Source organism: Thermus thalpophilus, assembly GCF_022760915.1.
Taxonomy (GTDB): Bacteria; Deinococcota; Deinococci; order Deinococcales; family Thermaceae; genus Thermus; species Thermus thalpophilus.
In genome coordinates this window covers 33,790-47,894 of record NZ_JAKTNS010000017.1, presented here as the reverse complement: position 1 = coordinate 47,894, position 14,105 = coordinate 33,790, and the positions used below count along the sequence as shown (strand labels likewise).

At 64.6% G+C, this 14,105-nt stretch carries 6 protein-coding genes and 1 pseudogene; 1 reads left to right on the top strand and 6 read right to left on the bottom strand.

Annotation, left to right across the window (positions count from 1 at the left end; genetic code table 11):
* Positions 1-417 (top strand): annotated as a pseudogene (locus L0D17_RS07485) (IS1634 family transposase); the annotation flags it as partial.
* A gap of 139 nt (positions 418-556) precedes the next feature.
* Here L0D17_RS07485 and L0D17_RS07480 read toward each other — a convergent pair.
* From L0D17_RS07480 to L0D17_RS07455, 6 genes are all read right to left on the bottom strand, one after another.
* Positions 557-5,734, bottom strand: coding sequence for a DEAD/DEAH box helicase (locus L0D17_RS07480; RefSeq protein WP_243094645.1), 5,178 nt, complete (start codon positions 5,732-5,734; stop codon positions 557-559).
* Between the two features lie 143 nt (positions 5,735-5,877).
* On the bottom strand, positions 5,878-6,414 hold the full coding sequence (locus L0D17_RS07475) for a helix-turn-helix domain-containing protein (RefSeq protein WP_243094644.1): 537 nt from the start codon (positions 6,412-6,414) through the stop codon (positions 5,878-5,880).
* A gap of 1 nt (position 6,415) precedes the next feature.
* Positions 6,416-6,817 carry a helix-turn-helix transcriptional regulator gene (locus L0D17_RS07470; RefSeq protein WP_243094643.1) on the bottom strand — a complete coding sequence of 134 codons (402 nt, stop codon included), beginning with the start codon at positions 6,815-6,817 and terminating at the stop codon, positions 6,416-6,418.
* Positions 6,818-6,820: 3 nt separating this feature from the next.
* Positions 6,821-7,174 carry a type II toxin-antitoxin system RelE/ParE family toxin gene (locus L0D17_RS07465; RefSeq protein ID WP_243094642.1) on the bottom strand — a complete coding sequence of 118 codons (354 nt, stop codon included), beginning with the start codon at positions 7,172-7,174 and terminating at the stop codon, positions 6,821-6,823.
* 15 nt (positions 7,175-7,189) lie between these two features.
* Positions 7,190-11,212, bottom strand: coding sequence for an Eco57I restriction-modification methylase domain-containing protein (locus tag L0D17_RS07460; RefSeq protein WP_243094641.1), 4,023 nt, complete (start codon positions 11,210-11,212; stop codon positions 7,190-7,192).
* A gap of 12 nt (positions 11,213-11,224) precedes the next feature.
* Positions 11,225-13,978 carry a helicase-related protein gene (locus L0D17_RS07455; protein WP_243094640.1) on the bottom strand — a complete coding sequence of 918 codons (2,754 nt, stop codon included), beginning with the start codon at positions 13,976-13,978 and terminating at the stop codon, positions 11,225-11,227.
* Positions 13,979-14,105 lie beyond the last annotated feature (127 nt).

Here is a 14,105-nt window from a genome sequence, read left to right as displayed (position 1 = left end):
AACGTGCTGGACCGGGAGGGGCTTCCCCCTCAGGAGGTGCTGAGGCGGTACAAGGACCAGGCCCGGACGGTGGAGCGGGGGTTCCGGTTTCTGAAGGACCCCCTGTTCTTTGCGGAGAGCACCTTCTTGAAGCGGCCCGAGCGGGTGATGGCCCTGGGGATGGTGATGGCCCTGGCCCTTCTGGTGTACGCCCTGGGGGAGTGGGCGCTGAGGCGGAGGCTTTGGGAGGCGGGGTCCAGCCTGCCGGACCAGAAGGGGAGACCCACAGCCAAGCCCACCTTGCGCTGGGTGTTTCAACTCTTTATGTGGGTCCGACTGGTGGAGCTGGGGGGCAGGTGGTTCGTCCTCAACCTGGCTCCCCATCACGAGACCGCGGCGCGCCTCCTGGGGGCCGGGCGATATTACCTGCTGGAGTGAAGGGGGTGCGGAATGTGGGCTGAACGTAAGAACGGGGGTTGAGGCGCGGCCCAGCCCGTGTAGCGCACCTGGGCGAGGGGGTCCGGCAAGGTTGCCGGGAGGGGACGCTCACGGGGCCGGAACGCTAGGGGCAACCTAGCTAAGACTGCTTCTGCGCCGATCCAGGACGGACGAGCCGCCCGAGTTCCGCAAAGGGAGCATCCCAGTCCTCCCCTTCGGCAAAGACCAGGAAGGGGATGCCCAAAAGGGTGAGGCGCTCCCGTATTTGCCGGTCCTTTTCGCTCCGCTCTGGGCTTAGGTGTGGGGGCCCGTCCACGTAAATGCCCAAGCCCTGCTCGTAGTAAAAGTCAAACCGGGTGAAGGTGTCCTCGAGGCTCAGGGTGTGCTGGGCTCGCTCGGGCAGGGGAAGGCCCCGCCTATGGCATTCCAGGAGCCATCGCCGCTCCAGGTCGCTTTGGCACTGCGCGAGCAAATGCGCCAAAAGGTCCGGCCCGCTCTCTTCCTGGAAGGAGGCTTGCGCCAGCTCCTGGAAGAAGGGTAGGACGAGGCGGCGGTCTAAGACGGGGTGGTCCGGCTGGTTGCTGTAGTCCATGAGGCAGTCATAACAAGCCCGTTCGCAGGCCTCCGGTTCGCCCTCGTGCATGAGGCGGAGGGCGGTCTCGGCCAGCTCCTGAAGCGGGTGGGGTTTTTCCTCCGAGGGCCATTCCGCCAAAGCGGCAAGGGCCCCGAGCCCCCCTTCCTGCCCCTCCACCAGGACGACCCGGTAGGGCACCTCTAGGGTAGGGGAAGGCTGGAGAAAGCCGAAAAGTTCGTCTTCCGCCAGCTCCAAAACCACCAGGGCCGCCTTGCGGAAAGCGGCGAGCAAGCTCTTGTAGAAGGCCACCTTCTCCGGGCCCTCGAGCCCGGGTGGAACGGGGACTTCCAGCGCTAAAACATCGCTTTCCGCCCGTGCCTCCAGGACAATCCCGCCCCGAAGATCCTCCGGCCCACCCCCGGCAGGGCACCGCCCTTCCTTCCCCTCTTGCCAGGGGTGCTCTTCCAGTTCCTTTTCCGTGAGGAGAAAGCGGCGGCACCGCCGGCAATAGACAAAGCCCTCTTGCAGGGGGTTCGCCTCCTCCTCGTCCAAAAACCAGGCCCGCAGGCCTTTGTTCATGGCCACCACTTCGGCGTTGTGCTCGTAGAGGAGCCGGACATTCCCGTGGCGCAAGGCCTTGGGCGCTTTGGGGCGCCAGTCCCACTCCACCTCGTAACCCAGGCGGGAGCGGTCCTCCTCCTCGCTACTGATGCGCCTTTTGGGGAGGCCCAGGAGGGGAGGTGGGGGCATAAGGCGGACGCTCGGGGGCTCCGTGCTCAAGTCCTTCCCACAGGCCCGGCAGCGGCCACCCAGAGCCTCCACGTGCCCGCAGGTGCAACGCTTGGCGGGCCGGAAGGCCTCCTCCTTGGGCAAGTAAGCCAGCCGGTCCAGGTGGTACCGCCGGGCGCCAAAGTAGACGCTATTACCGGGGGCGAGCTCGGTGAGGGCGATGAAGGTGGGCCGTTCCAGGCGGTGCGTCTCTCCTCGCGGGCTGAGGAGCTCGGCCCAGGCGTTCACCCGTCCGAAGGCGTAGTTGGGCAGAAAGCCCCGGGCTCCCAGGTAGTCCCGTAGCTCCAGGTCCACCAGGTGGCGGCGCTGTTGGTCAGCGCGCTTGGCCTCGGTTTCCACCTCCTCGCGGTTCGGGTGTCTGGGCCCCATGTGGGTGAGGCGGGTCATGTACTCGGTGTAGCGGGCTTGGGCGTCGTGGTACTCTTCCCGCCAGGGCCTAAGCTCAGCGTCCAGCTCGGCCACGAAGCCTTCCACCGTGGACCGGGCCAGTTCCTCCGTGAACCAGGGAAAGGCCGCCATTTCCCGGGCGAACGCTTCCCGCACCGCCTGAAGGATGGCCTCCTTGTGCCGGGCGATGCCCGCCTCGAGGGCCTCGGCGAAAGCCGCCTTGAGGGGGTAGAAGTGGGCTTCGTCGGCGGCGTCCACCGCGTCTAAGAGCTTTCCGGGAAGGGAAAACCCCCACTGGGCCAGGGTTTCCAGGACCAAGGCCCGGAGGTGGGCCTTCACCAAGCGGGGGTTGTCCAGGAGGAAGCGGGGGGCTTGGATGCTTCCCCGCACCATGCGTTCCGGGAAGCGGTAGAAGTACTGGTCGTGGCCCAAGGCCCCGGCGAAGGCCTGGATGAGGGCCGGCTGCCCCTTCCGCCCGGCCCGGCCCGAGCGCTGGGCGTAGTTGGCGGGGGAAGGGGGGATGTTGCGCAGAAAGACCGAGGAGAGCGCCCCGATGTCTATGCCCATCTCCAGGGTGGGCGTGGCCACCAAAACGCCTAAAGGATCGTTGGGGTCGCGGAAGCGTTCCTCCAGCTTGCGCCTTTCCTCCCCGGGAACCTGGGCGGAGTGGGCGCGGGCCTCGAGGGGCAGGGGAAACCGCCGCCTTTGGTACAGGGTTTCGTAGAACGGGTGAACCCCCCGCTCCTCAAGCGCCTGGGTGGGGTGTTCGGGCGAGATGCGGAGGGTGTAAAGGGGCCCGGTGTAGCCGCTCCGGGGGCAGAAGAGGTACCGCCCTTCCGTCCTTTCCAGGAGGATGGCGCTCGGGTTTAGGGCCAGGCCCGCTACCCTGCTTCGGCCCCAGGCGGGAAGTTCCCAGGGTATCAGGACCCGCTTTGCCTTAAGGGCCCCCACCACCCGCCTGAGCAGGGCCGTGGCCTCTTCCCGGGGAAGGCCTAGGGCCCGCATGGTCCAAGCCTCAAAGCGGCTTGGGCGCCGGTCGCCGTAAAGGCGGAAGGTGTGGCCAAAGCGAGGAGGTTGCGGGGCCCGGGCCTCGAGGACGATAGCCGCCCCCACAGGGTCCACGAAGATCTCGTGCGGGAATGCGAAAAGCCTTTCCTCCACCTGGTAGCGGAAGCTCGTGGGTTGCAGAAGCTCGTGGAAGATGGCCCCCCGGCGCCGCATCAGGTCCAGGAGGCCCGTGAGGTAGTCCCGGCGCACTTCCTCCGGCGCTAGGAGCCCCTGCCAGACCCCTTCGTCCTTGAGGATTTCTTCCAGGTGGCGGTAGCGGTAGCGGATGAGCCCCGCCGCTTCTAGGTTCTTGAGGTTGGGCTGGGTGTTGCGGCTTGCCTCCAGAACCGCCACCAAAGAGAGGAGGCTCCGAAAGGCCGCGCCTTCGGGGGAGAACTCCTCATAAAGCGGGCGCACCTCCGCCCGGGGATCGCTCTGGGCCCAGATGCGGTAGACTTGGCCGCCAAGCTCGGAGAGGTAGGTGGCGCCTTGGGCCAGGACCTCCATGGCCGTCTGCCGGAAGAGCACCTTGCGGAAGAGGTCCTGAAAGTGGCCCGCCTGGAACTCGGCGTCCTGGCGGTTGTCGGTGAAGACGATGATCTTCCGCTCCTCTTGGGGGAAGGTGCCCAAGGTGGAGATAAGGAGGAGGTCGGTGGCGGTGGAGCGACCCACCAGGCCAAAGGCGGCGAGCTTGCGGATCTCGTTGCCCTTGCGGGTGTGGGCCACCTGGCAGGTGGGGCAGAACTGGAAGGGGTAGGGAAGGGCAGCCACGGGAACCCCTCTTTCCGCCACCTCGCCGGAGAAGGGGTCTAGGGTGAGGTTGCGCGGGAGAAGGTTGCGGCGGTCCCGTTTCACCTGGCCGGCCTCATCCAACCACTCCTCGGGAAGGGGCTCTTGGTCGGGGATCCAGGCCCCGGGCCTCAGGTAGCGCACCTCGCCCCGGAAGGGCTCTAGCAGGGATGGACCGGGAACGAAACGGCCCCGCTCCTCCCGGGCCACCAGGTATTCCTGGCCGCAGTTGCGGCAGAAGACCACCGGGTAGGCGGGCTTGCCTTCCAAATAGCGCTCTCCCTTGAGGGACAAGGCCTGTAGGTCCAAGGTGGCGGTGAGGTCGGGGGCTTGGGCGTAAAAGGCGTGAATGCGGGGGACCAGGTATCCCGTGGCCGCCCCCACCCGCAGGGCCAAGGCCACCTCCGCTTGGGCTTGGTCTCGCGGGATGCCGTCTTCCCGAGAAAGCCCCTGGGCGAGCTCGCTCAAGGTGCGGGGTTCTGCTAATGCGCCTTCCAGGTAAAGGAGGACCCGCCGCACCCGCTTTTCCCCGTCGGGCCGAGCCCTCACGGCTTCCCCTAGTTCCTCGGGCAGGTGGCTCAGGTCTAGGGGAGGGGGGTCTTCCAGGTACTCGCCGATGACGCGGGCCACGGGGGAGCCGAAGAGGTTTTCGGCGAAGCGCCGGATGGCCTCTTCCCCGCGGTCCACCGTGGCCGAGGTACCGATCACTTGCAGGCTCTTAGTGGTGCCCGTGTGCTGGCGCAGGCGGCGGATGAGGAGGGCCACGTCCGCCCCCCGGAGGCCGGCGTAAGTGTGGACCTCGTCCAAGACCAGGTAGCGCAGCACCCCGCGGTGCTCTGGGGGAAAGAGGAAGCGATCCTCGCCCCGGGTGAGAAGAAGCTCCAGTTGCACGTAGTTGGTCATGAGGATGTCCGGGGGGTTTTGCCGGATCTCTTCCCGGCTCAACACCTCGGCGTCGCTCACGGGCCTTTCTAAAAGGAGCCGCTCCCTAAGGGCCTGGCCCTCCGCCTTGCTATAAGGGGTTTCCCCGTTGTACAGGGCGATGCGCAAGCCTGAGCCGTGTAGCCTTAGGGCGAAGTCCCGGTACTGGGAGTTGGCCAGGGCGTTCATGGGGTAGACCAGGACCGCCTTGATGCCGGGCCGCCTTTCCGTCAGGGCGTAGGCCAGGATGGGCATGCCGAAGGCCAGGCTCTTACCCGAGCCGGTTCCGGTGGCCACGACGAAGCTCTCTCCAGCCAAAGCCGCCCGCAGGGCCTCCTCCTGGTGAAGGTAGGGGTGGAAGGGGGTAAGGTTTTGGAAGTCCTCGGGGTTTTTGCGGAGAAGGGGGCGGATGCTTGGCGGCAGAAGCCCTTCCCGGATGAGTTCATCCACGCTCTTGCCCAGGCGGTAGCGGCGTTTCTGCGCCACGAAGGGCTCGCGCCAAAGGAGGTCCTCTTCCTCTATGCCCTGGCGCAGGAAGTCAGCGATCTTAGGGTTTCTCGGAGACACGAAGCTTTCGGCGTAGCCTCGGAAGCTCTCCTGGATAGCCTCTAGCTGGCGGAAGGGGTCGCGCACGCTTCCCCGCTCGGGCAAAGGCTCCACGGGAAGGCCTAAGCGGGTGGCCACGGCGGCGCGCAGGGCGTCGTTCATGGTGCTTAGGCCCAAGCGCCGGGCCAGTTCCTCGGGGGAAAGGCCTAGGGTGAGGAGGGGTTGGAGGAGGGCCTCGAGGCCTTCCGCCTTGACTTCTCCCAAAGCTGACCAGTCTAAGGTGCCACCCTGGACTACCGCGGGGAGCACTCGCACCAACCAGCGGTCTGGCCGCAGGTCCTCTGGTTGCAATGCAAGGACCATGTTGCCCCTAGTTTACTTCGGCAGGCTCTAGAAGCTTGTTGCAGCTAGACCTTGAAGAGGGGCAAGGTAAGGGGAGGTAGGCCCATCTGGGTGGTAAGGAAGTCCACGTAGAACCGAAGATACGGCCAAAGGTTTAGGGGAAGGTTGTGCTCAGCGAACATCTGGAACAAATCTCCTTCCGGAAAAACAGAGGAGCGATAGCTGGCGGCCACTTTTACCTCCAGGTGGCCAAAGAGGTCGCCGTCTTCCAGAAGTTGCGCGGTCAGGGTGAGCCCTGCCCGAAAGCCCCCATCTAGGGGCTCGGGACCAAAGGGCTTGACCTCTAGGTTTGCTCCCTTCTTACCCTCAGGCATACGCTTAAGCTCCGCTGAAAGCGCTTGAAGAGCAACACCTTGAAGTTCTAGCCCGGCGATGAACGCCTCGTATGCTTGCGGGGTAGCAGGGATTTTCTTGGGCTTTAGCAGTCCTGACCGCCTGAGCACGTTGTACACGTGCTGGTAGCTAATTCCTAGGACTTTGGCAATCTCGGAAACGTCCTTGCCTTCTTGGAAAAGCTGTCGGATTTGCTCCGATTTGCTCATGTTAAGCGGCGGTCTTCCCTAAGGCTAGAAACCCCTTACTTGGTTTTAGGCTGATTCCCCAGCCCGTTTCCTTGGCGGGCACCTCACTTAGGGGGAAGAGAACTTCAGCCCCAGCCTCGTCGGTAAAGGTTAGGTTGACCCGGTACCCTAAAACGCTGGCAAAGCGTACGAGGGTCTCCAAGGACAGGGCAAGCCCTTCAGCGTTTTCAATCTGAGCAATGCGAGAGCGGTGAACACCCATGCGTTCTGCTAGGTCCTTTTGGTTCAAGCCGCGCTTTTCCCGAAGTGCCTTTAAGACTTTCCCCAGTTCTTCGTCTAGAACCTCTCGGTACGCCTGGCGGAGTGAAGGGGTATCCAGGTCATCTTTGAAGAACTCGTCTACACTTACAAGTTTGCGTTTCATGGCTCATTCCTCCGAGTTAAATTCCTGGTACGCTCGCAAAGCGTAAGCGATGAGCTTAGGGTCGGCTTTGTTTTGCTGCTTCACCTCTCCCGCTGCTGCCACGAAGATGGTAGTTTCCTGGCGCCAGTAGTAGATGCGGATGCCCGAGTTATGACGGAGCTCCCATATGGGGCCATTAATATGCTTGGCGTAGGGCTCGCGTAGATTAGGTCCTTGACTTGGGAGAAGCTCGTAAAGCAACCACCGGGCCTTTGCGTAAGCGCTCGGGTTGCTCTTTTTGAGGGAGTGGAGCCACTCCTTAATTTGTGAATGCCCCGAAGCATCTTCGTAAAGGAGGACTTCATAGCGTACCGCCACACCTCACCTCATAGGTTAGGTTTTACTAACCTCACATGTCAACCCTCCGGTGCGAAGCCGTTCCCAAGCTTCCAGCACGAGCCTCCGGGTGCGGTACTCGCCGTAGCGCTTGATCTCCTTTTCCCTGAGTACCCGGAAGGTTTCCCCGGGGAAGGCGCTGGCTCGGTGGCGCTTCTGGTAGTGGCGCTCCTCCAGGGGGTCTTCCACCTCCTCGTAATCCGACAGGATGTCGGCGAGCTCCTTTGGCGTGAGGTCCTTGGGGTCCAGGATGTAGCGGAGTTGCTTGCGGTTCAGGCCGTAGAGCCTGGCGTAGTAGGCGTCAAGCTCGGCCCGGAGGATGGCCCGCCGCTCCTCGTCCCAGCGGAAGGGCGGGAAAGGGTAGGGGCCCTCTAACCACTCGGGGGGTTCGTCTGGGTGGGTTTTGGCCTTTTCCCGCCAGCGCCCGATGGCTTCCCGGAGGCCCTCGTCCGCTTCCTCCCAGACTTCCTGGGCGAAAGGCGCCAGGTCCCAGGCGGTGTAGGTGAGTTCCAGGACGCGGGGGACGATGAAGCGGAGGTCTTCTTCCGTGTAGCGGTCGGGGGGGAGGATGGGGAGTTGCTTCACCACGTGGTATTTAAGATGGGTTCCGCCGATTTTTTGCCGGGTGGCGTAGTCCACCACCAAGGCGTTGAGGGAGCCCAGTAGGAGAAGAGCTTCCGGGGCAAGGCAAGAAGGAAGCATCTGCAAGAAGGTATCCCCTGCACCCACGCGCGGGTACACGGAGGCGATTAGGGTGCGCTCGTTAGTGGCATTGGTAATATCCCGCCACCCCATGGACCAAGGGCGCTCCCACCGCCATATCACATTTCCCTGCCTGTCCCTGACCTCGAGGCGCCCCTCCACCTCTTGAGCCGCCACAAAGTAGCGGGGCAGGGGCAGGCGGGTGGGGTCTTGGTGCTCTTCAGGGGTGAGGTCCCGGGTGTCTTCCCCCTCGTAGGTGGCGAAGCGGTGGTCGTAGTGCCAAATCATCTTGGCCTCGTAGAGGGGGAGGAAGACCTCCTCTCCGCGTGCGAAGCGGTTAGCGATGAGGGTAAACCCTTCACCTTCCAGCTCCTTTTGCGTCCGGAAGAGGTAGGAGTCCGTGTTCATCATGAACATCAAGACCAACCGCACCCCCCATGGGTTGTCCTCCGGGTCTTCCCGCCAAAGGACGGGCACACGCCTGTAAATCGCCTTGGTGAGCTCGGCGTCCTGGCGGGTGCGGAAGACGGGGCAAGTCTTGGTGTTGGGGTTGAGGAGGGCGAAGTCCTGGGGTGCCAGGGTAAAGGTGCGGGTGGGGTCCAGGACTTGGTCGGGCTGGGTGAGGAAGAAGGCCAGTTTGGCGGGCTCTTTGGAAGGGGGGCGGAGGGCGAAGACGGCGAACTTGTAGGAGCGGTGTACGCCAGGGAACAGCGCTTCCCGGTTCTCAAAGTCCACCAAGGCCGCAAGCTCGCCTTTATGCACAAGATCCGCGAAGAAAAACTGCGTAAAGCTGTCCGTTGCTATGCCAGTGGGCACAATGAGGCCAACCCATCCATCGTTTTTCCGGAGCACACGTGCGTTTTCAGCAAACAAAGGCGCTAAGTTTAGCCTACCATTGCTAGTCAGGGGGAAACGCCCAGAGTGGTGGATAAATCCTTGAAGTGCCTTGGTTGTGTACATTGCGGCCTGGTATCGTTCCCACAAGGCGGGGTCTTCGTGCGAAAGCTTTTGGATCATGGCTTTTCGCTTAGCCATGTTTGGTGCATTGGCAATATCTGGGCGCACTTCCCTGAAAAACTCTTCGTCGTCAAACTGAACTTGGTCCCACGGCGGGTTCCCCAGCACCACGTCAAACCCCCCTTGGGCGAAGACCTCGGGGAACTCCAGCCACCAGTGGAAGAAGCGGTGTCGTTCCTTGGCCGCTCGGATGGCGGCCAAGGTGGCGGGGGTAAGGTAGGAGCTCTGGGTGAGTTGCGCCAGGGGAGCGCGGCTTTGCTGGGCAAGCCAGTTGAGGCCCGTTCCATCGGGCAGGCGCACGCCCGGAGCGGGCCGCAGGAAGAAGGCGGCGGTCCAATAGTCCGCCAGAAGCTCCATTTTGCGCACTTCCTCGCTTTCCCGCCACTCCTGGTAGCGGCGGCGCTTCTCCTCCACCTGGCTCGCCGTTTCCTCCTCGTAGTCCAGGGGCGGGGGCTCGGGGGGGCTAAAGAGCAGGGTGTCCACCCCGGGGCCGAAGCGCAGGGACTTGCGCGCTTCCTTGGGCACGTCGTCCCTTTGGTAGGCTTCCTTGGGAATGCCCCGGCGGAGGAAGTCCTGGGGGGCGCCCACCAAGGAGTTCCCCACCTTCAGGTGGTGGTCCAGGAAGGAAAGGGGCTTGCCCTTGGCGGCGGAGGCCACCCACAAGGAGAGCTTGGCGAGCTCCACCGCCATGGGGTTCAGGTCCACCCCGTAGAGGCACCGGGCCGCCACTTGGTGCCGGGCGGCGAAGAGGGCCTCGAGGTCTTCCTTGGCCTGGCCCCGGATTTCCAGGAGCTTTTCTGCCAGGTATTCCATGGCAGAGATGAGAAAGGCCCCCGAGCCCATGGCTGGGTCCACCACCTTGAGGGAAAGGAGGGCTTCTTCCTGCTTCTTGGGGTCTTCGCCCGCCTCCTTTAGCCTCGCCTCCACCGCTGGGGCCAGGGTCTCTTGGATGACGAGTTGCACAAGCTCCCTGGGGGTGTAGTAGCTTCCCGAGGCCTTCCGCTCCAGGAGGTGGCTTTCCAGGGAGTAGCGCCCGTCCACCCACTTGGGGGCCAAGGCCAGGATGCCTTCGTAAACGTGGCCGATTTCCTCCACCTCGAGGTCGCGGTAGTTGATGCGCTCCAGGGCGCCTTCCCGCTCCACGTGGGTGAGGAGGAGGATGGCCTTGAGAAGCTCGCTGTTTTTGGGGCGGGGCAGATCGGGGTGGCGCGCCCTTTCCCCCGGGTTGAGCACGCCCCCGGTGAGGATGGGCAGGGCCTCGGGGTAGAAGAGTTCCCCGTTCAGGGCGGGGACCCCCAGGCGTTCGTCCCCTTGGTGGACCAGGTGGAAGGTGAGGAGAAGCTTCTCCCACAGGTCTGTGTTGCGGTCCTCCCCGTAAGGGAGCCGTCTTGCCGCCCGCTCCCGCAAGGCGGAAACGCTATATTCCCGCTCGTAAACCCAGGAAAGCTCCCCGCCGCTGGGGATGAGGTTGCGGCTTTCGGCGTAGAGGAGGAACAGGAGGCGGTGGACCAGGCGCAGGAGCTCGGCGTGGTAGGCGCGCAGGCGCTCCTCGTCCTGGAGTTCTTCCCGGAGGGCCTCGGTGAGAAAGGCGTTGCCCAGGACCTCGAGGGCCTCCACCACCCCCTTGCGCAAGGCGTCGCGGGCCTTGATGCCGCTTTGGCGGGCCGCTTCGTAGTAAAGGTCCAGGGGGGTATTCTCGCCGTTACCTTTTTGGAAGCGGCTAGGGGAGAGGAGAAGGAGGAGGATTTGGAACTCCTTGAGGGCTTGTTCCCGAGGGGCCTCAAAGAGCTCCACCAGGTTGAAGGCCACGTACCCCGGAAGGGAGACGTGGTAATACTTCCGCAAAAGCCGCACCTCCCAGGGGGCCGCCAGGATGCCCCAGCTTTGCGTGGGGTGCAGGTTGAGGTAGGTCTGCAAAAGGGCCTGCGGGCTCTTTTCCCTGCGGCTTGGCCGTAGGTCTAGCTCGGTGGCCACCAGGTGCAAGGGTGGGGCATCCTCCCCGTCCCAGCCCCGGTGGCTGATGGGGAAGGACTGGTCCCCCGCCGCAAGGTGGCTTCGGTTGAAGACGGGCTGGAAGCCCAGGGCGCGGAAGAAGGGCAGAAGCCAGGACTCCCGGGCCCGGGAGGTGTCCCTAAGTTGGGATAAGGGCGGCTGGCGCTCGTAGAGGCTCAGCAGGGCGTAGAAGCGGTGCCGCACCTCCTCAGGGGTCAGGGCGAGCTCCTTGAGGGCCTCGAGGCGGGTCAGGCTTTGCAAGAACTCCTCGGTGAAGAGGCCGCCGGAAACGCGTATGGCGTGGAACACCCACAACCTCCTTTAGCTCGGCACAGGGGCCAAGAGGGTGATGGCGAGCAGCTCGGAGCCCAAGACCTCCAGCTGGTCTAGGGCTTGGAAGGCCTGGGGCAGGACGCCGTAGGCCCGTTCTAGGTCCCGCTTTAGGGCCGTTCGTTCGGCCTTTACCCGGGCCAAGGCTTCCTCGGCTCCCCGCTTCCCTAACTCCTCCAGGGGAGCCTTGAGGGCCCGCTCGGCCAAAGCCTTGGCCTGGTCCTGGGCGAGGGGGCGTGCCTTGAGCCGGGCGCGCCAAAGGGCTTCCGCCTCCTCGGGGGGGAGTTCGCTTAGATCCAAAAGGCGCACCGCCCGGCGCACCAGGGTTTCCAGCACCTCGCCGCCCGGTCCGGCGAAGCGGGCCCGGTAGTGGTAAAGGGCGACAGGGGGGGTACCCAGGGGGCCGGGAAAGGCCATGAGGGCGGTGCGGGCCCCGTCCAGGTCCCGGTAGGCCCGGTAGCGCAGGTGGGCTATCAGGTGCTCCACCAGGGGATGGGAGAGGTCCAGCACCTCCACCCCCAGGGGCGCTTCCGGATGGAAGCTGAAGGGGCCAAAGGCGTTGGGCAACCCGGGCACCGCTTCCCCCGTGCCCCGGGAGGCGGTGTAGGGGTCTTCCCCCTCCACGCGCCAGCCCAGGTAGCGGAGCCCGTCCAGGACGAAGGCTTGCAAGACCTGGGGACTCCCGGCCCGTTCCAGGGCTTCTTGAAGGCGGCGCTCCACGTCGGGGAGGCTAAACTCGCTGTGGCCGTAGAAGCCTTCCTGGATGGCCTTCTTTGCCGCCTGCAGCTCTGTGGCCTCTTCCTCGGCGAAAAGGGGGGTTTGCAGCCGCCGTTCGCCCCGCCAGTCCTGGGACCACAGGGCCTCGAGGCGGCGCCGCAGGTAAGCCTCTTCCCCGAAGAAGGCGGGTACCACCCCCAGTTCCTTGCGGATGCGCTCCGCCTTTTCCAGGAGGAGGCGGAAGACGGCCACGTCAAAGGAGCGTTCATAGTAGAGGGTCCGGATGCGGACCACGGGCTCGGGTTGACCGAAGCGGTCAATCCGCCCGTTGCGCTGCTCCAGGCGGTTGGGGTTCCACGGCAGGTCGTAGTGGACCAGCTGGGCCGCGTAGTGCTGCAGGTTGAGGCCTTCGGAGAACACATCCGTGGCCACCAAAACCCCCACCTGCTCCTTGGCGAAGGCCTGGAGCACCTCGTTGCGTTCTTCCTCATCCATCTCCCCGTGCACGGCGAAGACGGGTTGGGGAATGGTCTCCCGAAGCTTTTCCACCAAGTATTCCAGGGTGTCCCGGTAGCGGGTGAAGATCAGGGTCCGGCCCTTCCCGAGCCGTAGCGGGTCCTGGAGCATTTCCCGTAGGACCTCCAGTTTGCTGTCTTTGCGCCAGGTCTTCAAGTGGCGGAGGAGGGCCTCGAGGTAGCCCTTTTCTGCCTGGGCTCGGGCTTGGTCCGCCAAGCTAAGTTCCAGGCTGGCCTCCGCTTCCTCGGGCAGCAAGCGCTCCGGCGCGGTGTCAAACAGGGCCGCCACCTCGTCGGCGGTGGCGTCCATTCCCCCGGCCAGGACGCTTTCCAGGAGGGCCTTACGCCGTTCCAAACTCCTTTGCAACGCCCGGGGGGAACTGGTGGCGCGGCGCATCAGGTGCATGGCGAGCCAGCGCCCGAGAACGGGCACCTTGGCCGGGTCGGGGTCGTAAACCTCCGCTTGGTAGCGGCGCACCGCCTCAAAGAGTTCCAGCTCGGCGCGGTTGGGCTCCACCGCCACCTCCTTGGTGTCCCGCTCCGGGAAGGGGCTTTTTTTGCCTTCCTTGCGGAACCACTCTTCCACGTCCTTTCGGCGGCGCTGCACCACGTGCTTCTTGGCCGCTTCCCGGTCCAGGCTTCCCCCTTTGAAAAGCCCCAACCCCCGGGCGTCCAGGTGTTCCAGGAGGCTATAGAAGCTTTCCGTGTAGCCGTTGTGGGGCGTGGCGGTGAGGAGGAGGAGGTGGGGCACCCGGCGGGAAAGCTCCCGTACCAGGCGGTAGCGCTCCATCTGCTTGCCCTTTTCCGTGGGGGGGCGGGCGGCCATGTGGGCTTCGTCCACCAAAAGGAGGTCCCAGTCTTGCAAGAGGACCAGGTTCCGGACCTCGTCCTGTTTGGCGTAGTCCACGCTGGCGATGACCCGGTCAAAGTGGGCCCAGGGGTTTGCTCCCGGGGGGAGGGTGCGGGTGAGGCGCTTCAGGTTGGGCCCGGATAGGATTTCAAACTCCAAGTGGAAGAAGCGGCGGAGCGCCTCTTGCCACTGGGCGAGGAGGTGGGCTGGGGCCAGGACCAAGACCCGTCGGGCCTTGTTCCGCAGAAGGAGCTCCTTCACGATGAGGCCCGCCTCCACGGTTTTGCCTAAGCCCACGTCGTCGGCGATCAGGAGGCGCACCTCCGGCAGCCTCAGCGCCATGAGCAAGGGCACGAGCTGGTAGTTGGCGGGGACCACCCGCGAGCGCTGCAGGGCCAGGAAGGGGGCGTCGGCGTGGAGGGTGGAAAGCTCTAGGGCCCGGAGGAGCAGGTCGTGCAGGGCGGGATCCCCAGGGGTGGTGGGGGGAAGCCCCAAGGAGGTGAGTTGGAGGGCTTCCCCTTCCAGCGGGAGGTAGAAGAGGGCTTCCTCATCGGTGTCCACGGCGCGGGCAAAGAGCACGTCCCCGTGCCGGCGTTCCAGGCGGTAGTCGCGGCCTCGAGCCCGAAACAAGGTCCCGGGTTGGAAGGAGTCCACTGGGTTCACGTTGGCCCTCCTTTGGGTAGGGGATGGGAAAGCGCCTTGGGGGCACGGTAAAGCGCCCCATGCCAGCCAACCCAGGAGGGGGATGGCGTTCTGGCCCGTCCAGCCATGTTCTAAATCCTAGTACCTT